The 23,967-nt window shown below is 58.4% G+C and carries 18 protein-coding genes and 3 pseudogenes; all 21 read right to left on the bottom strand.

The genetic code is table 11. The features are described from left to right. Positions 1-32 precede the first annotated feature (32 nt). The 21 genes and pseudogenes from IPP88_02505 to IPP88_02405 all read right to left on the bottom strand — a co-directional run bounded on the left by IPP88_02505 (position 33) and on the right by IPP88_02405 (position 23,902). Positions 33-3,167 (bottom strand): efflux RND transporter permease subunit, encoded by a 3,135-nt coding sequence (locus IPP88_02505; protein MBL0121628.1) that lies wholly within the window; start codon positions 3,165-3,167, stop codon positions 33-35. 11 nt (positions 3,168-3,178) lie between these two features. Next, on the bottom strand, positions 3,179-4,768 hold the full coding sequence (locus tag IPP88_02500) for an efflux RND transporter periplasmic adaptor subunit (protein ID MBL0121627.1): 1,590 nt from the start codon (positions 4,766-4,768) through the stop codon (positions 3,179-3,181). 206 nt (positions 4,769-4,974) lie between these two features. Beyond that, positions 4,975-5,415 carry a CopG family transcriptional regulator gene (locus IPP88_02495; GenBank protein MBL0121626.1) on the bottom strand — a complete coding sequence of 147 codons (441 nt, stop codon included), beginning with the start codon at positions 5,413-5,415 and terminating at the stop codon, positions 4,975-4,977. 75 nt (positions 5,416-5,490) lie between these two features. Beyond that, positions 5,491-5,985: a hypothetical protein gene (locus IPP88_02490; GenBank protein MBL0121625.1), complete on the bottom strand. Its 495-nt coding sequence runs from the start codon at positions 5,983-5,985 to the stop codon at positions 5,491-5,493. Between the two features lies 1 nt (position 5,986). Continuing rightward, the gene (locus tag IPP88_02485; GenBank protein ID MBL0121624.1) at positions 5,987-7,270 is read right to left on the bottom strand and encodes a TolC family protein; all 1,284 of its coding nucleotides are present in this window, start codon (positions 7,268-7,270) and stop codon (positions 5,987-5,989) included. 232 nt (positions 7,271-7,502) lie between these two features. Then, the gene (locus IPP88_02480; GenBank protein ID MBL0121623.1) at positions 7,503-8,375 is read right to left on the bottom strand and encodes a patatin-like phospholipase family protein; all 873 of its coding nucleotides are present in this window, start codon (positions 8,373-8,375) and stop codon (positions 7,503-7,505) included. 66 nt (positions 8,376-8,441) lie between these two features. Then, a complete protein-coding gene (locus IPP88_02475; protein MBL0121622.1) occupies positions 8,442-8,810 on the bottom strand; it encodes a hypothetical protein in 369 nt (122 codons plus the stop codon). Positions 8,811-9,108: 298 nt separating this feature from the next. Beyond that, positions 9,109-9,690 carry an iron transporter gene (locus IPP88_02470; protein MBL0121621.1) on the bottom strand — a complete coding sequence of 194 codons (582 nt, stop codon included), beginning with the start codon at positions 9,688-9,690 and terminating at the stop codon, positions 9,109-9,111. Positions 9,691-9,779: 89 nt separating this feature from the next. Next, entirely contained in the window at positions 9,780-10,367 is a 588-nt protein-coding gene (locus IPP88_02465; GenBank protein ID MBL0121620.1) for a hypothetical protein, read from the bottom strand. Next, the gene (locus IPP88_02460; protein MBL0121619.1) at positions 10,322-11,389 is read right to left on the bottom strand and encodes an AarF/ABC1/UbiB kinase family protein; all 1,068 of its coding nucleotides are present in this window, start codon (positions 11,387-11,389) and stop codon (positions 10,322-10,324) included. Before IPP88_02460 ends, IPP88_02465 begins: the two co-directional genes overlap by 46 nt. A 174-nt stretch (positions 11,390-11,563) precedes the next feature. Beyond that, a pseudogene (locus IPP88_02455) lies at positions 11,564-12,000 on the bottom strand (pyridoxamine 5'-phosphate oxidase family protein). Between the two features lie 292 nt (positions 12,001-12,292). After that, positions 12,293-12,619 carry a hypothetical protein gene (locus IPP88_02450; protein MBL0121618.1) on the bottom strand — a complete coding sequence of 109 codons (327 nt, stop codon included), beginning with the start codon at positions 12,617-12,619 and terminating at the stop codon, positions 12,293-12,295. 99 nt (positions 12,620-12,718) lie between these two features. Beyond that, complete coding sequence (locus IPP88_02445) at positions 12,719-13,048, bottom strand: four-helix bundle copper-binding protein (GenBank protein MBL0121617.1); 330 nt, start codon at positions 13,046-13,048, stop codon at positions 12,719-12,721. A gap of 135 nt (positions 13,049-13,183) precedes the next feature. Next, positions 13,184-13,573, bottom strand: a complete 390-nt coding sequence (locus IPP88_02440; GenBank protein ID MBL0121616.1) for a DUF302 domain-containing protein — start codon at positions 13,571-13,573, stop codon at positions 13,184-13,186. A gap of 64 nt (positions 13,574-13,637) precedes the next feature. After that, complete coding sequence (locus IPP88_02435; protein ID MBL0121615.1) at positions 13,638-14,138, bottom strand: hypothetical protein; 501 nt, start codon at positions 14,136-14,138, stop codon at positions 13,638-13,640. A 142-nt stretch (positions 14,139-14,280) separates the two neighbouring features. Then, positions 14,281-14,862, bottom strand: a complete 582-nt coding sequence (locus IPP88_02430) for a heavy-metal-associated domain-containing protein (protein ID MBL0121614.1) — start codon at positions 14,860-14,862, stop codon at positions 14,281-14,283. Between the two features lie 1,125 nt (positions 14,863-15,987). Next, positions 15,988-18,224 (bottom strand): annotated as a pseudogene (locus IPP88_02425) (copper-translocating P-type ATPase). A 448-nt stretch (positions 18,225-18,672) separates the two neighbouring features. After that, positions 18,673-18,945, bottom strand: a complete 273-nt coding sequence (locus IPP88_02420; GenBank protein MBL0121613.1) for a hypothetical protein — start codon at positions 18,943-18,945, stop codon at positions 18,673-18,675. Between the two features lie 551 nt (positions 18,946-19,496). Further along, positions 19,497-20,165 carry a class I SAM-dependent methyltransferase gene (locus IPP88_02415; GenBank protein ID MBL0121612.1) on the bottom strand — a complete coding sequence of 223 codons (669 nt, stop codon included), beginning with the start codon at positions 20,163-20,165 and terminating at the stop codon, positions 19,497-19,499. A gap of 149 nt (positions 20,166-20,314) precedes the next feature. Next, a complete protein-coding gene (locus IPP88_02410) occupies positions 20,315-20,767 on the bottom strand; it encodes a hypothetical protein (protein MBL0121611.1) in 453 nt (150 codons plus the stop codon). Positions 20,768-20,797: 30 nt separating this feature from the next. Beyond that, positions 20,798-23,902: pseudogene (locus IPP88_02405) on the bottom strand (efflux RND transporter permease subunit). Positions 23,903-23,967 lie beyond the last annotated feature (65 nt).

Raw genomic sequence — 23,967 nt, 5'->3', positions numbered from 1 at the left:
CCATGGCCCAAATATTTCACCAATAGCGACGGTTAGCATTCGATACCCCGCTTAAGGCGCCATTGCTTGACCAGCGCGTAAATTGCGGGAATCACAGCGAGCGTGAGCACGGTCGAGGAAATCATGCCGCCCACCATGGGCGCCGCGATGCGGCTCATTACTTCCGAACCAGTTCCCGTTCCCCACATGATTGGCAGGAGGCCTGCCATGATTGCCACCACGGTCATCATCTTCGGTCGCACGCGCTCGACGGCGCCCTCCATGACGGCTTCGTAGAGGTCAGTGACACTCGGCGTGCGCCCGGCGACGCGGCATTTTTCCTTGACTGCCTCCCAAGCGTGATCGAGGTAAATCAGCATAATTACCCCGGTCTCGGCCGCCACCCCAGCGAGTGCAATAAAGCCGACCGCAACTGCCACCGAGAGGTTGTAGTTCAAAACCCACATCAACCACACCCCGCCGATCAGCGCAAAGGGTACCGAAAGCATCACAATCAGCGTTTCTGTTATGCGCCGAAAGTTGAGATAGAGCAGCAGAAAGATTGATAACAGCGTCACCGGAATGACGATCTTCATCGTCTCGATGGCCCGTTCCATGTACTCGAACTGACCACTCCAGGTGACGTAATAGCCAGACGGGAATTTGATCTTGTCCGCCACCGCCTTCTTCGCGTCGGCGACGTAGCCGCCGATGTCGCGGTCGCGGATGTCCACGTAGATGTAGGCGGACAGCAACGCATTCTCGGTCCGGATGCCTGGCGCCCCCTTGGCGACAACAACTTTGGCCAATTGTCCCAAGGGGATCATGGCGCCATCCATCGTCGGTATCAGCACCTCGCGGGCAATCTGCTGCGGATCGGCGCGCAGCTCGCGCGGATAGCGGATGGTAACGCCGAATCGCTCGCGACCTTCGACCGTGGTGGTCACCATTTCACCACCCAGTGCTGTGCCAATCACGTCTTGCAGGTCGCCGACGGCCAGCCCATAGCGGGCAAGTTGTTCACGGTCCGGTTTGATGTTGAGATAGAAGCCGCCAGTGATGCGTTCGGCAAAGGCGCTGGTGGTGCCGGGAACAGCCTTCACCACGGCCTCGATTTCCTTGGCCAGCTTCTCCATTTCATCGAGGTCCTTGCCGAAGACCTTGATACCGATCGGCGTGCGAATACCCGTTGACAGCATATCGATGCGGGCCTTTATCGGCATGGTCCACGCATTCGCGACACCGGGGAATTGCAGCGCCTTATCGAGCTCCGCAATCAGCTTGTCGGTGGTCATGCCAGGTCGCCACTCGGATTCCGGCTTGAGGTTGATCACCGTTTCAAACATCTCGGTTGGTGCCGGATCCGTTGCCGTGTTGGCACGACCGGCCTTGCCGTAGACGGATGTCACTTCCGGAAAGCTCTTGATGATTTTGTTCTGGGTCTGCATCAGTTCCGCAGCCTTGGTGATCGACATACCCGGCAGCGAGGCTGGCATGTAGAGCAGTGATCCCTCGTTGAGCGTCGGCATGAACTCGGAACCGAGCTTGGAGGCAGGGTAGATCGACACGCCCAAAACCACCAAGGCGGCGATGATGGTCATTTTCTTCCAGCGCATCACTCCGGCAATGATCGGTCGATAGACCCAGATCAGAAAGCGATTAACCGGATTCCTGGCTTCCGGCATGATCTTGCCGCGGATGAACATCATCATCAGCACCGGCACCAAGGTTACCGAGAGGATGGCTGCACCGGCCATGGAAAAGGTCTTCGTGTATGCGAGTGGCGAAAACAGCCTTCCTTCTTGACCTTCGAGGCTAAAGACCGGCAGGAATGAGACGGTGATAATGAGCAGCGAAAAAAACAACGCTGGCCCGACTTCTTTGCACGCCACAAGCATGGCGGTAACACGATCGCTGTCAGAATGCCCCTCGGGCAAGCGTTCCAGATGCTTGTGGGCGTTTTCGATCATGACGATGGCCGCGTCGATCATGGCGCCGATAGCGATGGCAATGCCACCAAGGCTCATGAGATTGGAGTTCATGCCGAGCAGGCGCATGGCGATGAAGGAGATGAGTATGCCCACGGGCAACATCAGGATAGCGACCAAGGCGCTACGCACATGCAGCAGGAACACAAAGCAGACCAATGCGACGATGACCGATTCTTCCAGCAGTGTTCGCTTAAGGGTGTCGATGGCACGGTGAATGAGTTCGGAGCGGTCGTAGACCGTCTGCACGGTCACTCCATCGGGAAGACCCGGACCAATTTCGGCGATCTTGGCTTTCAGGTTATGGATGACTTCTAGGGCATTCTGACCATAGCGTGCCATGGCAATACCCGACACGACTTCACCTTCACCATTGAGTTCGGTCAGGCCGCGCCTCTCGTCCGGCGCGAGTTCCACCCTGGCGATGTCGCGAATCAGCACAGGGGTGCCTTTGTCACTCTTGACAACCAGCATTTCGATGTCGCCCTTGCCGCGTAGATAGCCTTCGCCGCGCACCATGTACTCTGTCTCGGCCATCTCCACAACCCGGCCGCCGACATCGCGATTGGAATCGCGGATGACCTGAGCGACCTTCATCAAGGGGATGTTGTAGGCCCGCAACTTCACCGGGTCGACGGTAACCTGATAGGTTTGGACAAAGCCGCCGATGGAGGCCACCTCGGCGACACCGTGCGCCTTGGTCAGCTGGTAGCGTACGTACCAGTCCTGGATGGTACGCAGTTCCGCCAGCGTCTTGTCCTTTGCCAGCAGCGCGTACTGGTAGACCCAGCCAACGCCGGTGGCGTCCGGCCCGAGCGAGGGCGTAACCCCCTTGGGCATGCGGCTCGATGCAAAATTCAGGTATTCCAGCACACGCGAGCGTGCCCAGTAGATGTCGGTACCGTCCTCGAAGATGATGTAGACGAAAGACGCGCCGAAGAACGAGAATCCCCGAACCACCTTGGATTTCGGCACGGAGAGCATGGACGTGGTCAGTGGATAGGTGACTTGATCTTCCACCACTTGCGGCGCCTGACCGGGGTACTCGGTGTAGACGATGACCTGCACGTCGGAGAGGTCGGGCAATGCGTCAATAGGTGTTCGCAGCACGGCAAAAATACCGCCGAGGGTGACGAACAGGGTGGCGAGCAGAACCATGAAACGGTTCCTGCCCGACCAGTCGATGATTTTGGCCAGCATGGTGTCTCCCGTCAATGAGCAGCGTGAGGCGTAACTGCCGCGACCGGGGCGCCGGACTCCTTGGCGGACGCCACCGGTTTGACCGCTGTGATGACCCATTCGCCGGGCTGACGTTCGACAAACTCAAAGCCAACTTTAGCGCCCGCCTTCAGGCCTTCTTGCAGCGCCGCGTTGGCCAACTTGAACTCCATGGTCATGGCTGGCCATTTGAGACTTTCCACCGGCCCGTGGCGGATGCTCACCGTGCCGGCTTTCGCATCCAATGCTTCCACGGTACCTTCTGCCCGGTGGCCTGCGCCCATTGGTTCCGGTTTCACGTTGCCTGCGTCCGACGCTGTCTTGCCGTCACTGTGCGCGGCGTGGCCGAAGCCGCCTATCGCCGCCTTCAAATTACTTTCGGCATCGATCAGAAAATTGGCCGCGATCACCACGGCTTCGCCATCCTTCACGCCGTTCAGGACCTCGACATAGTCATCGCTGCGTGCGCCGAGTTTGACCTCTCGCGGCTCATAGCGGCCTTCCCTGGCCTGGACGAGGACGATCTGACGGGTACCACTATCAATCACCGCCGTGACCGGCACGGTGACTACGGCGCCACTGGCCGCGACACCCAATTCGACCTGGGCGAACATCCCGGGCTTGAGCAATGCGCCTGGATTGGATAATTCAATCCGAACCGGTACCGTGCGGGTCTCGAGCTTTAGGGTCGGATAGACATAGGTAACGTTGCCTTCGAATAGCTTATCGGGATAGGCATTAATTTTGATCTTGGCCTTGGCACCCGACGTCACCAGTGCGATGTCTTGCTCGAAAAGGTCTGCAATGACCCAAACACGGGAGAGATCCGTGATCTGGTATAACGCCTCACCTGGCATGAAACGCATGCCTTGCACGGCTTTCTTCTCGGTCACGATGCCTGCAACCGGCGAACGAAACGTCAACGTGCGCCTGGTTTGCCCGGACTTGGCGAGTACGTTTATCTGTTCTTCCGAGATATCCCAATTCTTGAGGCGAATCAGACTCGATTCTGCCAATCGGCGCATGCTGGCCTGCGCTTCTCCACCCGCCTCCGTGAGCGATTCCACACCCTTGGCGGCGATGGCGTATTCGCGCTGGGCCGAGACCAGTTCCGGACTGTAGACCTCAAACAGTGGCTGGCCTTTGCTGACCGGCTGGCCAGTCGCATTGACGAGCAGACGTTCAACATATCCCTCAAACTTGGGGGAAATGGCATAGGTACGGCGCTCGTCCGGGTCGATCCGACCAGCGGCACGAACGGCCCTGGTGAGCGAACGCATGCGCGCCACTTCCGTTTTGACGCCGAGTTTCTGTACTTTTTCGGTACTGATGATGACTTGGTTGACGGATGCAGGTTCATCGTTTGGTTCGCCCTCGTAGACCGCGATGTAATCCATGCCCATTGGATCCTTCTTCTGGGTAGGCGAGGTATCCGGCAAACCCATTGGGTTGCGGTAGTAGAGGATTTTGCGCTCGCCTTTCGCGCCCATTCCATCTGCCATTGCGGTGGTCGCTGCCGCTCTCTTCGTACCCCACCAGTAACCGCCCCCAAGTGCTGCTGCGACGAGCGCCGCCACAATCATTGTCGCTGCTATGCGTTTCAAGATTTTTCTCCCACTACTCGATCAATTCAAAAAAAGCCCACGCCCTGATTTCCCGAACCGGTCATTGGTAGCACACCGACCGACGAAGATCATTCCGGCGCGAAGACAAGGGTCCGGACGACGCGTGGTTATCCCATGGTTATTCCCCGGAATGGCGGAGAGGGTCACGGTTTCGGCTGCGCATCTCATTCGACCGAAAACACTTTTGGCTTTTCATCGCCGTCCGGAATCTCATACACGGTCAGCGTGCCAGGCTTCACCGGCCCCATTCCAGGGGAACCCGCGGGCATGCCCGGCAGTGAAATACCCTTGATTTTTCTATCTTCGCTAACCAGTTTCCTGATCGCACCAATAGGCACATGTCCTTCCACGACATAGCCATTTATGAGCGCGGTATGGCAGCTTTGTAGCTTGTTTGATACGCCGTATTTGGCGTGCACGAACCTCGTGTCGAGCGTATTGACGACCGACACCTCGAGCCCATTTTTTTTCAGGTACTCGACATACTGTCCACAGCAACCACACGTCGGGCTTTTGAAGACCTGGACGGTCTTCAGTTCCGCGGCATTGCCTGTAAGGCTCGCCACAATGAGCGCGGCCAAGACAACTGATTTTCGAATGAGCATGATGCAATCTCCAGTGACTTTTCTGAAAGTTCCCCGGGCTTTGCCGGGGGATCGTTGCAAGGCATTCCGCCTTTGTTACTTCGTATTCCCGACGGCAGCCCGGCGGTGCTCCGCAGCAAGTTCGAGATTGGTTTTTGCCGCCTGTTCATAAAGATTCGCCAGATTCTCGCAGTGCTTCACCATCGCCGGATTGCCCTTTGGCACGTTGCCCGCTCCACGGGTCCAGGGCACGCCCTGGGTCCATGACTTCGCATAAGCTTCCGCGAACTTGCGATGCTTTTCCGCGGACGCCTTATCCGTGCTCGCTTGTTGTTCATACACGGCTGCGATGTCGCGATGGTCAGCTTCAGTGCGTGCATTTTCGATGCGTTGTTCAAGGCCCTGAAGTGCGATGGGTCTTTCTGTTGCGCAACCTCCTAAAACCAGCGCCGCGAAAAATATGCCGGCAGCGAGCGGTGGAGAGAGAAAGCGTCGTTTATTGCTTTGTGGCATGTTCATGATTTGCTCCAATACGTGGTTAGAAAATGAAATGGCCTGATCCCTGCTGCAAATCAGCCATTTGGTGCGCAAGCTACAATTCCCCTCCGGTCACGAATTCAATTTCCGCCAGCGCTTTAGCTTGACTGACCACGGCGCTGACGTAGGCAATCTCATAGTTGAAAACAGTCATCTGGTTATCAAGCAGCGTGAAAAAATCCACCCGGTTGACTTGATAGGCGGCGAGCGAAGACTCCACGGTCAGGCGCGCCTGTGGTAAGAGGACGTTGTCATAGAGTCGCGCCGACTTGAAGCTTTGCTCCTGGTTGGCGATTTCCTGCCGAAGGCGGGTATTTATCTCATTCTGAAATCCGCGGACCATGCTGGCTGCCTGGTCCCGCATGGCAATCGCTTCCATCACGCGGGGTTCTATTTTTTGCTTGCCCCATACGGGCAGATTGATCGCGACCGTGAGGCTGACCATGTCGTCGCGCCGCTCGCCAGTGGGCATTCTGTCGCGCTGACCATAGGACAACTTGATATCGAAGTCCGGAAAATAATCCTTGCGCGCAAGCTCGACTGCCGTGTCGTTGCGTGTTGTCGCGCTTTGCAGGGATTGGAGCTGTGGGCGCGAGTTTCGCGCTTGGGCACGCAGGTCTTCAAGTTTTATCGAGACAGTTCTCAATACCGGCAACTCAGGCTGCGGCGCTTGCTTTTCGTCGCCACGGCCAAGCGCGCGATTCAGTTCAGCGTCCATATTTCGTTGCTCGCGCGCCAGCTTAAGCAGTTCGTCCGCCATTTTCGCGACCTGCGTCTGTGCCTTCAGCACGTCCGCCTGGGTTGCCAGCCCGACGGTATAACGCGACTCCGCGATAGCAAGGAATTGCTCAAGCACGCGCTTGTTTTTCTCGGTCAGTCGCGCCGACTCTTGCGCCAAGGCTAAGTCAAAATACGCGAGCTTCACCTCTTTCGAAACGCGATTGACGACCTCATGGTATGCATAGCGGCGCGTGTCAGCGTCGCGGTTGGCAAGACTTTCACGCAAAGCACGTTTTCCCGGATACGGAATCCGTTGCGATATGCCAATCATTTTTTGCGTCATGTCCTCTCGGTTGAATCGCAGCGAAGTAGGCAGATCGGTGAACCCCGCTTCCAGCATGGGGTCATCAAGCGCGCCGGCTGGCGCGACCCGTTGTTGCGCAGCTTCGAATTCCTTTCGTGCGGACAGCACGTCAGGGTTATTCGTCGTCGCCTCGGTCAGCGCCTCTCGCAAGATCCTCGGGTATTTGTCCGAGAAATCTCCGGCTATTCCCGTCGCCGCCCCGAGTACCATACTCAATGCAAACAGGGCGTGCGTCGTCAACAATAACCAATTCATGCGAACTCCGATGTGAGGGATGTAGCTACAAGTCTGGCAAGACTGTTGTGAAATGAGGCCGCACGTGAATCCTTGCCTTGCTCAATGTGACTGCCAAGTGAAATTGAAACTGTTCGCACACGGTGGGACCACGAGCTATGGCAATTCTTACTTTCTGCGGACTTCAGATCGAAATGCCGCGAACGAGGCAAGTCAAACAGGGCCGTCGGGTTCAGACGCGCCAAAATGAACTTCATGACAACGCCAGTTCCAGCGCTGGCCACACGCGCATCGTTGCGGCATAGCCAGCGGCAATTAGTTGTTCATGCGAGTTTTCCATGCCAATCAATGGATGCAGATTCATGCGAATTGCAACATCGGCCCGGGGTATCTGCTCGTTGATCAAGGCATTTGCCATGATATGCATGGTCTGAAACGCAACGCCGGTCAGCCCCTGAAACCGTTCTTCACTTGGTCGAAAGGCGACATCCACGCCGATGACAAAGTCCGCCCCCATCTCGCGCACCGCGATGACTGGTACCGGCTCTGTCAAACCGCCGTCGACCAGATCGCGTCCCTCAATTTTGACGGGTTCAAAGAGCACCGGGACACTGGACGATGCGCCAATCGCCGCGCCCGCTGCTCCTGCGCGAATGATTACACGCTCACCGGTCGTTACGTCCGTCGCGATCGCACCGAATGGGATCGGCAATTGTTCAATTCTTCGATTGCCCAGCGCGCTATCGATCAATGATCGCAGTTTGGCGTGTTGCATTAGTCCTTTGCCGGACCACGAAAGGCTCATTACGCCAGGCCACTCGATGCGCCGAACGATCATCTCGATTTCGCGGTGCGACAATTGTGCCGCCGCGAGCACGCCAACAATGGCTCCTGCGCTGGTGCCGGCGATGTACTGAATCGGAAGACTCTTCTCGGCAAGGGCTTTCAACACGCCCACATGCGCCATCCCATGGATTGAGCCACCGCCTAGCGCAATACCCACCTGGCGACGGTGGCCGGTTGAATCCTGTTCAGCGGATTTTTGGGAAACCACGTCGGTACTGGAAACCGATTGTGCGACTAACGGGATGCAACCTATCGCGGCAAGAAGTAATCTACGCTCCATGAAAATCAACTTTCCGAAATGGAGTCATGGCAATGGCGCACGTTCAGCAGACTTGTCGCAGCATCCTTAGCCGCCGGAATACAAGTCTTGATACTGCTTTCTCGCTCGTTCGAGCGAAGCAAGGCTGGGCTTAGGCGTGTTGTGATCGAACTTGTCGGCATGCGCCCACTTTCCGTTGTGGAAATCGACGGCATGCTGAACCAGCTCCCAGCCGGTTTCGCCACCCACGTAGCGCCAGCCGTCCGCGGTCACGTCATTCTTTGCGGCCTTAGTCCGCTCCGCCTCTACTTGCGTTCGCGATTTGGTGCCCGGCACGTAGTGCATGATTGCGCCGGCCTCATCGTTCGCCGTATGGAACGTCTGGTCGGCAACGGCTGCACCGGCGGACAGGGACAGGCCTACAGCAACAGCGATGGGAATGGTTTTCTTGAACATGGCAAACTCCTGTTGGTTGAGTCGTTTCATTCGCCAAGCTTGGACTTGGCAACCACGCGCATAAGGTGCCACGATGGAATGAAGTTTGAGCCTCGGGTGCCGACTGAAAGCTGACCGCGTCATTACAGTTCTGTTAACTTGCAGGAACTGGCAGATATGTTCTCCGCCACTGTCGTCAGAAACTTACCTGTTTCGTTTCGCGTAAATACAAAAATTGGCTGACATCTCGCGTTAGTATCCGGCTCCCCATGCATGGTCCACAATCGATCCAGCGCAGCGGCAACCGTGGTCGGCACACTCACTTCGACTCGGACGCAGGCTCCGTTACTTCCACGACTTTTACGCCCGCGAGCTTGAAGTGGAATCTGCTGGTAACCGGTTTTGTCCACAGGTCCTTGTTCTTCGCGGTGCGTCCGAAGGTTGGCACTCCCACCGTAACCGTCACGTCATAATTGCCGTCGCCTGCGAGCGCGCTGTTATAGGCGTAATGCAGGCCGCTGTCGCCCCAGCTCGGATGCAGCGTGCCCGACACGGTTTTCTTGTTGTCTCGGTTCACGGCGCTGAACTTGACTTCGGCGTAGGGGATGCGCGTCCCGGAACCGGGATCGACAGGCTTGACTTCGACGTGAAAGAGTTCGCCCTTGGCCGCCGGCTGCTCCATCCATTTGGGCGGATTGCCCATCTGCATCCACATGCTTTCCGCGCCTTCGATCTCAAGACTGATGATCATCTTGTCGACGACGGTGCGGCCGATCAGCACCGTTTTCTGGGTCGCATCTTCTGCCGGGGAAAGCGCCTTGACTTTGAGGTCGGCGCCAAAGATGACGGGCGCCGCCAGTGCGCAGGCAACGCCTGCGGCAATGAGTATTGAGGTTTTCATGATGGTGTGTCCTTTGGGGTTGAATGAATCCGTGTTTCCGTTACGGGCGCCTGCCGTTCGCCTGGTCTTGCAGCGCTTAAAGGCGAACATCATCGATGGCCATGGTCGCGACGCAATGCGCCAATAGCGGCGATAACCATGCCGGCAATGCCACTGAGTATCATTGCCTCGCCGACAGTGTGATGCCAACCGCCCATCGGCGTCAGCAGCAGCATCGAGCCGCCGATCACCAGCGCCGCAAACGCGACAGCATGCGCGAGCCGCTCAAGATTTCGACTGAATCGAGCTCCCAGCGCCTCCAGACTCGGCAGTCTGCCCAGATCGCCTTCGGCAAATCGCCGCAGGACCCGACGTGTATCGCCGGGCGCATCCATGATCAGGCGCTCCACGTCGCGCGCCAGCCGGGTGGTATTGTCTTTTATCCGCGCGGGCGAGAAGTGCTGCGCGGTCAGGCGGGAGATTTCATGGCGAAACGACTCCATGTAGTTATGTTCCGGGGCGAGTTTGCCGATCATGGATTCAAGGATGACGAACGCACGCGTCAACATAACGAACTCGCCGGGATTGTGGACGCCGTTGCGGCTGCCGGCGCGCAGCAGGGACTCGAATGCATCGCCGATGGAAACCTCCGTCAGATTGGTCCGGCGGATTTCATACAGCGCCGCCTTGATGTCCACCAGCAGTGCCGCGCGATCGACTTTTCGCTTCCCGGCGCCATTTCCAGATAAGCCTCGGTGGCGGACCGCGCATCGCCTTTGACGACCGCTTCGAGCAGAAGTGTCAGCGATTCACGCATCGGCCCGTCAAGTTCGCCGGTATTGCCGAAATCGAGCAGGGAAACACGCTTGTCGGGCAGAATAAAGACATTGCCGGGATGCGGGTCGGCGTGAAACAAGCCTTCTTCGAAAATAGTTTGCAGCATCATCGTGACCAGCGTGTTCATCGCCTTCGGCATCGCGTCCGCGTGCCGCTTGGCGTAATGATCGATCCGTTTCCCGGCCGAGAACTCCAATGTGAGCACCGCACCGCCAGTACACTCCGGTACGACATCCGGAATCCACAGATCCGGGAAATCCGCCATCGCGGTGCGAAACAGCACGATGGAGCGCGCTTCGCGGGTGAAATCGGTTTCCCGGTTCAGACTAACGGAAAATTCGCGCACGACAGACGGGAGATCGAGCGCGCGCAGGCGCGGAAACAGCTTTTCGCCCAATGCCACCAAGTAATTGAGCGCCGCCATATCGGTGGCGATCTTTATCTTGAGGCCGGGGCGCTGCACCTTCACCGCCACGCGCCGCCCGTCCAGCATGGTTGCTTCATGCACCTGGGCAATGGTGGCGGAACCCAATGGTGTTTCGGCGAATGACGCGAACAATTCCGTTACCGGCGCACCCAGCTCCGTTTTGACTCGCGCGCGCACGACGGCAATGCTCATCGCCGGCAACTGGTCATGCAACTGTTCCAGCTCTTTGGTATAGGCAGCCGGCAGCAGGTCGCGCCGCATCGCGAGCACCTGCCCGAATTTAAGGAAGACCACTCCCAGTTCTTCGAGGGTTTCTCGCACCTCCTTCGGTGGCGGCCAGTGGCCCCTGCCAAACAAGGCGCCCAGAAACTTGTGTCGGGTGAGCATGCGCAGGATTTGTAGCAGGCGCGGCACCGCGCGCAGTTTGCTCCTATCCGGGTCGATCAATACGGCCATGCGCGCCTCTCAAAATCCACCGCCAGATTCGGCGAATGCCGGAGGCCAGACTTTTGGACAAGGATGGGGCAGTCTTTCCACGAAACACAGGCGGCACGGAATCCGCAAGCATTCGAGTTCTTCTTGGTGCTTACGATGTGTACAAGCGTATGTCGCGATGATCATTGTCAATTCCTATCGCTTCTTGGCGAATTCGAAAGCCACCACCGCCGCGCTTGACGGCCCGTCCCATAGTTCGGCCGTCATCGGCTCTATGCGAAGCACTCGCACATTCGGATCGGCGAGCCCGCCCTCAAACCAGACGTCGTCGGTCTTTCTCCAGATTTCTTTCGTCCTGGCAGTGGCGCGTGTCACGAAAGCGCGGCCGGTGATAGAGAGATAGGCGCCATCGCCCGCATCGATGAAGACGAGCCCGATGTCTTGAGACGCCTCGATCTCATCGTCCTTGGCGCCGCGCACATCGGTCACGAACCAGATGATGCCGGCCTCGCGGTCAGCCCGCGCTTCCAGCGGTCGCGCGCGCAAGCCGCCGCTAAATTGCGTCGTCAGCATACCGACGCGTGTCTTTCGACAATATCCCAGACGCGGGAAATATGGTTCCGCTCCGTCATGTCACAGGCCCCCACAGGGTGTGCCTGGCCATTCGTCGCGCCGGCTCCGGGGGCGTTCGTTCCCGCAGACAATCGTTGCGTATCTCGACGATCTTGTTATCGCCCGTGGCGCGCCAACTTTTCCTACAAACGAGTGTTTCATGATGTGCTCCTTAGTACACTGGTTCATTCGAGCCAGCATTCCTGATCGCGCTCCGCGGCAGTCCCGACCAGCCGACCTGCCGACACGGCAACCAGTTCAGGCTGCTCATCCGGCCGGATGAATTTGATGCCGACCGCGCGTCGGTACACGTTAGCGACCCGTGTTTCCGGACTTTTGCGATGCCTTCGGCGCAAGCGTGGAATGGTCCTTGGCCTGTCCCGGCAACGGCATGGCACTCGACTGCTCGGCTTTGCTGATCGAGGACTTGACGGGCGAGGTCGTTGCCGGAGCTTCTGTCGTGGACCCCGCAGGCTCGACACCGACTACTTTCGAGCGTGGGTCAATGTCTGCGGCCGTGGCAGGCGACAACTTCGCATTGGTGGATGGCGTTGCGCCTCTGTCCGTGCAACCCACCACAGAAAGAACGGCAAGAATAGCGATCGACGCTGCACAGCGTTGAACGATTGCGATGCTCATAGTGAACTCCTCTCAGGTAAATTGTGGAACGGTTAAAAGGGGCCAAGTTCGATATATATTCGTGCGTTTGTCGAGCATGGCCCCTTGAACTTGCACTGATTAGCCGGCCATCTTGTGGCAAGCCTCGACACAACGGCGGCATGCCTCGGCGCAACGCTTGCAGTGATCCATGTCATGCGCGCCACATTGTTTGGCACACCACTCGCAGATGTCCGCGCACAGCTTGCAGACCTGCTTGGCAAAAGGGCTATTGCGGGCGATCGCATCGGTGCACAGTCGGCAGATTGCCGCGCACTCGATGCAGCAGGCCGGACAGGCGTTTTTGCTTTCCTTGCCGACCATATGCGCAAAACAATTGCCGCACTCGGTCGCGCAGTCGTTACAGGCGGCAACGCAGTCTTTGGCGTTCTGGTCCAGATGATGACTCATGATGTGTTTCCTTTAGTGACGGCCGGGCGATACTGGCGCGCTCGACACGCCCGTATTGTCAAAATATGGAGATCGGTTCGATCCATGTTCGTGAAATTGTCTAGCCCGCGTTGATTGGGATGTCTTGCCACGGCATCAAACCTTGAGGCGCGCGCTGACCCGCTGCAGAAGTGCCTTTACTTCCTTGCCAAGAGCATGTATTTCCGGTTTGTCGACCAACTGCAATACGACAGCGGTGTCCATGAATGCAACCGTGATGGTTCCATCGGCCTCTTCGCGCACGACCACGTTGCACGGCAGTAACAACCCGATGTCGGGGTCGGCCTCGATCGCGCGGTGCGCGAGCGGCGGGTTGCATGCGCCGAGTATGCGATAAGGCCGGCGTTCGATATTGAGCTTGGCTTTCAGCGTTGCCTGGACATCGATATCGGTGAGCACGCCGAATCCTTCCTTTTGCAGGGCCTCGGTGACTTTTGCGACGGCGGTATCGAACGGTACCTTTAGCTGAGTGCTGAATCCATACATGAATCGACTCCTTTTAAGTGGCGGAACTGTAGGTTGGCTAATGCGATTTCATTAAAGGTTGCCGTCATTTGGCGGGCATGGGCTGCATCATCTGGTCGCGTTGCATCATCTGCTCCATCATCATCTGCATCATGTCCATGCGCCTTTCCATCATGTCGTGATGCTTCATCATTTCGCCATCTTTCATGCCGTCCTTCATGGCGCCTTTCTTGCCGCCCATCATCATGCCGCCCTGCTCGTCGCCGCCCTTCATCATCGGGCCCCCCATGCCACCCATGCCACCCATGCCACGCATCGCTTTCATGTTTTCCTGCATGGCCTGCATGTGTGCTTGCATCAGCTGCTGGCGTTCCTTCGGGTCGGTGGTCGCGCGGATTTTCTCCATCTGCTCCTGCATTTTTTTCATGTTCTCCTGCATCTCGGGCATTTGCTTGTCCATGCCCATGCCCATTCCCATTTTCATGTTCATTGCCGGCTTGGCGAGCGAGGTTTTTTCCTGTGCTGAGACGACTGACGCCGGCACAGCGCAGGCAAGGATGGTGGCAACGAGTATTGAGGTTTTCATTTTGGTCTTTCCTTTTGGGTTGATTGAATTCATGTTTCCGGTATGTGCAACGACTGGCCGCAAAAAAGGTTGTTGTGAGTTCCAAGCGGCACGTCCCGGTCGCCCTGCGTTGACGTGGTTACCTACAGTTGGGGTGACGGCTTTACTCCTTGCCGAAAAGAACCGAGACAAGCACAACGCCTAGTACGACGACCAGCAAAATGGGAATCCACATCCAGCTAATCCCACCCATGCTTCCGCTGCCCATCATGCCGCCACTCATCATGGTTCCCGTCGCCATGCCGCCACCGAAGAGCAGCAATAGCAGGGCGACGACGACAAATGCAAAGACGAGGGCTGTTTTGGTTGAAGAGTTCATGATTTGAATTTCCTTTGAGAGGGTAGGGTTTAAGTTCTGTTCCACCGTGGCATGGCAGTGCATGGCCACGATTGGCGATGTCATGCAATTCGTTCGTTGCTGTTGATGCGTGTTAGCCGCAACAGCAGCCTTGCCTTCGGTTTTCTGCGCAGCGTCGATTCCATCAACGCCATAGCCCGCGCCTTTCACGGCCGATTTCAGCTGCTCGGGCGAGGTCAGCCGCTCGTCGTATTGCACCGTGGCTTCGCCGGCCGACAGCGACACTTTTACGTCACCGACCCCGGCAATCGCTTTCAGCGCATGCGTGACACTGCCGGTGCAGCTGCCACAAGTCATACCTGTCACTTTCAAAAGTTCAGTTTGCATCTTGAAGCCTCTTTCCAATGGGTTTAACAAGAACTACACGGTGATTCGCGTTCAAGCAGGAGCAGCTCCGCCGTTGATAATTTTTCTGTGATGCTTCCATTTGCCGTGCGCAACCCAATGTCACCTTTAGTCAACGCAATTGCACGTGCCGACCAATGGCGACGGTCGTTGCTTTGCGATGGATAGGTCAACGCATGGATATCACGGGTTCGGCACTTATCGACCGGCGGCAGTGGGCGCTGCGGGCTTGCCCGAAGGCAACAGCGCAGATCGTCTGATCGCTCTGGTGCCAACCGGCGCAGACGTCCCGGTTGGAAAGTGCCAATGTGACGCTGGACTAAATCAGCAGGCGCTGAGTGTGCAGGTAGAGGCGAGAAGTGGCGTGAGGAGGTGGGGGGTGGTAGTCACGAGGCGCGAGGATTGCGGCGCGGATTACTGCTGTCTGACCAACGACGTTCGGGACATGGATCATGATCCATTCCAACGGGGCGTGACCTTTTGGCAGTCCTGCATACTCGCCACTAGTCGCTGGCCCCGCATCAAGCTTGTAATCGCAAGGCGAGTCTGGGCTATGGTGCGGGCGTTCGGAATGAGTCGCGTCGGAATCGTGCGCTGGTTCCGCGACCGCGGCCGATTGCGAAACGTCATTGGAGTGATCATCGAAGGCCGCTGCAAACGCCTCGCAACACGGGAAAAATACGCTGTTAAGCCAGAATGCGACCCAAGCCATCACCAACGTCACGCGCGCAGACCGACACCGACGCAGCGGCAGTCTGGCCTCAGGCACCCCGGTGATACTTCGCGTCAATGAAAGCGTCTTTGCCAAATTGCACCTTTTTCGGGAATCTATAGCTGCCATGTTCACACTGACTTTTACGCGGGAAGAACTGCCGGTTCTGTTCGTTGTCGCACATAGCCTGACTTTTTCCAGATTCATTTCGACATGAAAGCGTGGCACTGAAATTTAGCGCGGCAGACGGTGGTGCTAAATCTGGCGCATGGATCGAGTGGGTTTAGCCGAAGATTTGACCCACTACTTTTGGCAGGACATGGAGTTGAATGTTTCGCGCCCATTTCCGCGGCGTTCTGGCTTGTGGTCGCGCCAGCGCTAGACATCGGATTACTTCACGCGCTGCGATTCAGCCGTAGCGCGTTAAACACCACTGACGCCGAACTCAGGCTCATCGCCAGCGCGGCGATCATCGGCGACAGCACCCATCCGGTGAGCGGATACAGCACCCCTGCCGCCAGCGGCACGCCAAGCGCGTTGTAGACGAAGGCAAATACGAGGTTCTGGCGCATGTTGCGGATGGTCGCATTGGAGAGCAGGCGGGCACGCGCGATGCCGCGCAAGTCGCCCTTGATCAGCGTGACCGCTGCGCTGTTCATCGCCACATCGGTGCCGGTGCCCATGGCGATGCCGATATCAGCCTTCGCCAATGCCGGTGCATCGTTGATGCCGTCGCCGGCCATTGCGACCATGGCACCCTCGCCCTGCAGTTTTGCCACCAGGTCGAGCTTGTCCTTCGGCTTGACCTCGCCGTGCACTTCGTCGATGCCGAGCTTGGCGGCAACCGCCTTGGCGGTGATGGTGCCGTCGCCCGTCGCCATGACCACGCGAATGCCGGCGGCTTTCAGTTGCTGCAATGCCTCCCGCGTGCTGGCCTTGATCGGGTCCGACACGGCGAGCATGCCGGCCAATGCATTATCGACACCGAGGAACATGACGCTGGCGCCCTCCTTCCGCAGTGAGTCTGCTTCGCCCAGTAGCGGGGCGAGTTCGATCTTCAAATCCGCCATCAACGCCGCGTTACCCAGTGCAAGTTGTTTCGCGCCCACGCGGCCACGCACACCGATGCCGGTACCGGACTCGAACTCCTCCGCCTTGTCCAATGCCAACCCGCGTGCCACCGCGGCGTCGACTATCGCTTTCGCCAGCGGATGCTCGCTGCCCTGATCCAGGCTCGCGGCGAGGCGCAGCACTTCGGCCTCGTCGAAGCCGGGTGCGGCGATCGCGCGTTCGAACGCCGGCTTGCCCTCCGTCAGGGTGCCGGTCTTGTCGACGATCAGCGTGTCGATGCGCCGGAAGTTCTCGATGGCGGCCGCATCGCGAAACAGGATGCCGCTGGTGGCCGCCTTGCCGGTGGCGACCATGATCGACATGGGGTGGCCAGTCCCAGCGCGCAGGGGCAGGCGATGATCAGCACGGCGACCGCGTTGATCAGTCCGAACACCCAGCTCGGTTCCGGCCCGAAGAATCCCCAGACAAAGAAGGTAGCGATAGCGATGGTGACCACGACCAGTACAAAATAGCCTGCCACGGTATCCGCCAGACGTTGCAGCGGCGCCTTCGATCGCTGCGCTTGCGCGACCATTTGCACGATTTGTGAAAGCATGGTTTCGGCGCCGACCTTTTCCGCGCGCATCACCAGCCCGCCCGTGGTGTTCATGGTCGCGCCGATGACCTTGTCACCGGCCTTCTTCATCACCGGCATGGGTTCGCCGGTGAGCATCGACTCGTCGACCGCGCTGCTGCCTTCGGTCACCACGCCATCGACCGGCACTTTCTCGCCCGGTCGAACCCGCAACAGGTCGCCCAGATGCACATTTGCGAGCGGGATGTCGTCCTCGCTCCCGTCGGGCTTGATACGGCGCGCGGTCTTGGGCGCGAGGCCGAGCAGCGATTTGATCGCCGCTGAAGTCTGCGAGCGCGCCTTCAGTTCCAGTATTTGCCCGAGCAAGGTGAGCGAGATGATCACCGCTGCGGCCTCGAAATAAACCTGGACGCGGTCCATGGCCACAAAGGTCGCGGGGAATACGCCGGGGGCGACGGTGGCGACGACGCTGTAGAGGTAGGCGGCGCCGGTGCCAAGGCCGATCAGGGTCCACATGTTCGGGCTGCGCGTGAGCACCGATCGCACGCCGCGAACGAAGAACGGCCAGCCGGCCCACAGCACCACCGGCGTCGCCAGCGCCAGTTCCATCCAACTTTGATTGGTGCCATCGAACCAATCCAGGCGATGGCCGATCATTGCGAGCAGTACCGCGACGACGGTCAGCGGCAGCGTCCACCAGAAGCGGCGCTGAAAGTCGGCCAGCTCTGGATTTTCATCATCGTCGAGCGCGGGCATGACCGGTTCGAGCGTCATGCCGCAGATTGGACAGGAACCCGGTTCGTTCCGGCGGATTTCCGGGTGCATCGGGCAGGTGAAGATCGTGCCGGTTGCTACCGCTGATGGCGGCCCGGTATTTGTCTCCTCATGCGAGTGGGACGCGGCAGGCAACGTAACGGCAATATGGTCGCGCTTCGGCGCTTGCTCGCGATGCTTGGAATGTTCGTGCGGTTCGTCTGGCGCGCTCATGAGTATTTCCTTTTGATTGACATTTCGGCGTGGCGCTTATGACGACATCACGAGAGCAACCATGTCCTCAATAGGCGCCATTGCGGTTACCATCGTCGCGCGCGCCGGTACAATTTCGCCCCCGGCGGATCAGGTGTTCTGCTGAATGTGGCGCTGCGAGGACGGGCGTCAGGAGAAATTGTGGTGTAACAGAAACAATCCGAGTCAGGAATGTCCTAGGGAATTTCTGCGTCAAACGCAGGACCCAATCAAGCACTCATACAGCCTTTCACGCATCGGAAATAATTCACGCGTCAGTCGTGATCTCATTGATCAGTGCGCATCTGAGCGCCAAGACAGATCTTGGATGTTGGCCGGTTGGCAGTGCATCGTGCCGAGCCGGGAGGCCGATCCGTCGCAAAATCGACCGGCCCCCGCTGCATTACCAATTGCTATAGTCTGTCGGCGATCAGCCGCCGCTAATCGTGTTGAACTGCTTTAAGAAAGTCTCAGTCTGCGGCTTGTCGAGCTTGCCTGCCTTCTTGACGTCCACCTTGTCGAACATCTTCTCCATGTGTTTCAACATCTCGGCCTTTGACATCATTCCGTCGTGGTCCATGTCGCACTCCTTCATGAACTCGTGAATGTTGGCCTTCTTGGGCGTTTCCGCCGCGAATACCGCAGGTGCGGTCAACAGCGATACCGCGACCATCGCGCTTGCAAGTGTATTGAGGAGTTTCATTGCATTGTCCTTCACTGGTTGATAGGTTGACTCGTTTCATTTGCCAAGCTTGGCGCCTGGCAATCACGCGGCATAAGTTACCGCGATGGAATGAAGTTTGGACCTCGGGTGCCGACTGGAAGCTGACCGCGCCATTACAGTTCTGTTAGCTTGCGGTATCCCGGCAAACCTGTTGGCCCTCCATCCTTATCCACAAGAACTCTGGCATAAGAGATGCAAATGCTCATTGTTGAAGCACTGGCTTTCGTACTGGAAGCGCTCCTTGCCCGGAAGCGAATGTACGATCAGCAAGGCGAAGTACTTCACGCAAATGGCGCCGCCATTCTCGCGCTCCCGTCGCAACTCGATGACAGCTATCGCGCGGTGAATGCCGACAACTTCGCGTGTTGGTGGCGGAAATGGGAAGCCCCACTGGCTCGCCTGGCTGCACAAGCCTACGACTTACGCGCGCACGGCGAAATTCGATGCTACAGATCGCGTGTTGCTCGGTTACGCCCTCTGTATCGGTTTCAGGTTCGGCGGGCGCGTCCCGTGGGAGGCAAATTCGTACATCACCCCCCGGCCGGCTTAACTGCACTATAGAGCGCCATTGTTCCGTAGACAGTGCTGAAAGTTTGCCGCTGTGATACGTCGGCAAACCCGGCTTGGTTGAAGAGTGTGACGAGTTTGCCCGACGCGTTGTCCTGAGTGTTGTCGAGACCGTCAAGAAGTTGAATGAATAGAAACAACCCACGCATCAAAGGGTTGGTGGCGCGTCCCCAGTCGGCCACATGCAGCTCCGCACCCGGCTTGAGAACCCGAAACAGCTCGTGGGCGGTGCGCACTTTGTCCTCCCACGACAGGTGGTGAAAGAAGAGGCTTGAAACCGCTCGATCAAAGTGCGCCGTCGGATATGGGAGGTGGTAGGACAGAGCGTGGTCGAACTGCACCGAGACGACCGCCCTGCGTGCCTTTCGACACGCAAGCGAAAGAATGGCTGGGTCACCATCAACGCCTGTGACATCGGCCAATGGTTGGTGTTGCTTGATCCAGATCGCCAAGGTGCCGGTTCCAGACGCCAGATCCAGCACCCGCTGACCCGGCTCGATGCGCGCCTGCTTGATGAGAGCCCGCTTGAAACGGCGCTCCCTCGTGGTGGTGCCGACCACGGCATCGTAATACGGGGTAAGCCAGTTGAAACCCAACGCGGGTACGTATTTCGAGTCAGATGGTTGTTGCATCGCCGCTTCGCTGTACTGTGCAAATCTGCTTTGCGCATCGCTTTCGTTGCGCCTTCTTGGTGACTTCCAATCCGTTATGTTTCTTTTTAACTTTCATGATTCCGCTCTCGCAAAGGACTCAACGAAAAGGTTACACAATCACCTTTAACTCAGTGCTTGTGCTCTGTACCCGCGTCCTTCGAGGCGGCAAGCGGCGTGAAGCGTGCCTGCTCGGCCGCCTTGCCGGACAAAGTTATCGACAGCACAACTTTCAGGTCCGGCAATGAAGCGTACTTGGCTGTACCCTTCATGCGGTTATCGCCGTCGGGGACCAGGGTCGCGGAGACCTTGGTTTTGCCGGCGAGGATCGTCGCTGCGGCGCTCGCGCCGGCGGTCGATACTTTAGCACCGGCACGGTCGGTCACATAGACGACGAGCGGGCTTTCCCTTGCCTCGTTGCCGTCCTTCGCCATCACCAGTTCGAAACGATATATCCTGGCCTCGCGCAACTGACCGCCATTGGGCGCTTTCTGTGTTCGTCGCCATGGGCGTGTACTGACTCGGCCGGCCAGCATAAGCGCGCTGGTGCAAGCTGAAAGAATGATGGTTTGAATGTGATTCATGGTGCGCTTTCCTCGGTTATTGGAACAAGGTTAAAAACTGTCTTTCTCATGAGCGGCAAGCAGACGCTCCAACGCCGGCTTGCCCCACAGCCAGAACATCAGCGGGGTGAGCAGGGTATCAAGCAACGTCGAACTGATTAGTCCGCCGAAGATCACGACGGCCACCGGGTGCAGTACCTCCTTGCCCGGCGCGTCGGCCGAGACCAGTAAGGGCATCAGGGCGAAGGCCGCCACCAGCGCGGTCATCAGCACCGGCGTAAGACGTTCCAACGAGCCGCGCACGATCATAGACTTCCCGAACTGCTCGCCCTCGAAGGCGCAAAGGTTGATGTAGTGGCTGATCTTGAGGATGCCGTTGCGGGTGGCGATGCCGGTCAGGGTAATGAAGCCCACCAGGGCGGCAACCGACAGGGGCTGCCCGGATATCCACAGTGCGATCACGCTGCCGATCAACGCCAGCGGAATATTGCCCATGATGATGAGAGTCAGCGCCGCCGAACGGTAGCGGCTGTAGAGCACCATGAAGATCATGGTCAGCGATACGGCAGCCAGCAGAGTAATGAGCCTGGCCGCCTGCTCCTGCGCCTGGAACTGCCCCTCCAGCGCAGTGAAGTAGCCCCTCCGGCAGGGCCCTTGTGCCGAGCTCGGCGCGGATGTCGGCGATCACCTTGGACATATCGCGACCGTCCGTATTGGCCGAGAGCACGATACGGCGGCGTGAATTCTCGCGGCTGACCTGATTGGGACCGTCACTCTCTTCCACGCTGGCGATTTTAGACAGGGGGACGTGGCCGGACGGCGTTTCGATCAGCAGTTCAGCCAGCGCCTGCGGCCCGCGCGCGCGCTCCGGCAGGCGTACCAGCAGGTCAAAGCGGCGGTTTCCTTCGATGAGCTGGGTGATGCGCTCACCTTCGATCATCTGCTGTAGTCCGCGAAGGACGGTGCCCGGCGCCACGCCGTAGAGCGCCGCCCGCTCGTAATCCAGACGGATCTTTACCTGCGGGATCAACACCTGTTTCTCGATTTGCAAATCGGTGATGCCGGGAATCTTCGTCAACCGATCGCGCAGATCGGCTGCCAGCCCGCGCAACGTATCGAGGTCGTCGCCATAGACCTGCAGTGCAATCTGGGCGCGTACGCCGGAAAGCAGGTGATCAAGGCGGTGAGAGATCGGTTGGCTGACGTTGGAAGACGCCGGAAGGGTAGCCGGCGTTGCCGGATATCGGCGATGATTTCTTCGCGGTTGCGCGCGGAAGCTTTGAGGTCCACGTCCATCTCGGTGTAGTGCACGCCCTCGGCATGTTCGTCGAGTTCAGCGCGGCCGGTGCGGCGACCGACTTGGGTTACCTCAGGTACCTGTGCGACCAGTTGCTCGGCCAGCGTGCCAATATGGTTGGATTCGGCCAATGAAGTGCCGGGGTTGAGCAGCACATTGACCGTCAGCGTGCCCTCGTTGAAGGGCGGCAGGAAGGAGCGCGGGAAGAAAGGTACGCTCGCCGCCACGATCACGACCAGCGCGAGAGCGCCAACCAGTAGCGCGCGCGCATGACCGAAGGACCAATGCAGCAGTTCAGCATCCCGGCGCTTGAGCCAAGTTACCACCGGGCTGTCGCCGGCATGCAGCTGCTTCATCCGTGGCAAGAGGTAATAGGCCATCACCGGTGTCAGCGTCACCGAAACAACCATGCTGGCGAGGATGGAGACAATATACGCCACGCCCAGTGGCGTAAACAGCCGCCCCTCGATGCCGGGCAGTGCGAACAGCGGCACGAACACCAGCACGATGATCAAGGTGGCGTACACGATGGCTGAGCGCACTTCCATGGTGGCCGCGGCAATGACCTCGGCCACCGGTCGCGGCGCGGATGTCGCACGGTTCAGCTTCAGGCGCCGCAATACGTTTTCAACGCCGACCACGGCATCGTCCACCAACTCACCAATGGCGATCGCCAGTCCACCCAGCGTCATGGTGTTGATCGACAGACCGAAGTAATGAAACACCAATGCCGTGGCCAGCAGCGATACCGGAATTGCCATCAGTGAAATGAGGGTAGTGCGGATGTTTAGCAGGAACAGGAACAGGATTACCGCGACCAGGATCGCGCCGTCGCGCAGGGCCTCCTCGACATTGTTCACCGAATGCTCGATGAAGTCGGCCTGCTTGAAGAGAAAGGACGGCGTTTCAATCCCCTTGGGCAGACTCTTGCCAAGTTCGACGATTGCTTTTTCTACCGCACGGGTAAGTGCCACGCTGTCGGCCGATGGCTGCTTTTGAACTGAAAGTATCACGGCCGGCTTGCCCTTGTAGCTGCCATCGCCACGTTTGATCGCTGGCGCCACCTTCACATCGGCGAGCTGCTTGAGCAGGATGGGTTGCCCGTTCTTTATGGTCACCACCAAGTTCTGCAAATCTTCGATGCGCGCGCTGCGGCCTATCTGGCGGATCAGGTATTCGCGGCCTTGCGCTTCGAGAAAACCGCCGCTGGTATTAGCCCCGAAATCGCGTAGCGCAGCCTCAAGTTTCTCGCGTTCGATGCCCAATACCTGAAGTTGGGCCGGGCGCAGCTCCACGAGGTATTGGCGAACCTCGCCGCCGATGGGAGTCACTTGGGCGACGCCGGGGATGGTCAGGAGGCGCGGTCGCACCACCCAGTCGGCGTATTCACGGACTGCCATCGGACTGACCTTGGCAGGATCGGCCGGGATGGCGATCAGTAAAATCTCACCCATGATCGAGGAGATCGGCCCAAGCTGCGGCACGATACCTGGGGGCAACTGCTCGCGCACCAGGTTCAGGCGTTCGGCAATCTGCTGCCGGTTGCGGTAAATGTCCGATCCCCACTCGAATTCGACATAAATAATCGACAGTCCGATGCCTGATACCGAACGCACGCGTGTCACGCCAGGCATGCCATTCATTCCCGATTCGATCGGGAACGTCACCAGTTGCTCGACTTCCTCGGGCGCCATGCCACCGGCTTCGGTCATTAGCGTCACAGTGGGCTTGTTGAGATCGGGGAAAACATCGACCGGCATCTGCCGCAGCGTGATCGCGCCGTAGATGATCAGCAGCAGCGAGACGCCAAGGACGATCAGCCGCTGCTTGAGGCTGGTGTGGATGATGAAATCGAACATGTCACTCCTCCGCTGGGCCGCCCCGAGAGGGTGTGCGCCCCCGGAGGGCAACGAGCTGGGTTTGC

This window comes from Betaproteobacteria bacterium (assembly GCA_016720925.1).
In the GTDB taxonomy this organism is placed as follows: Bacteria; Pseudomonadota; Gammaproteobacteria; order Burkholderiales; family Usitatibacteraceae; genus UKL13-2.
Note: the sequence above shows the minus strand (reverse complement) of the source record. Positions and strands in the feature narration are given on the sequence as shown.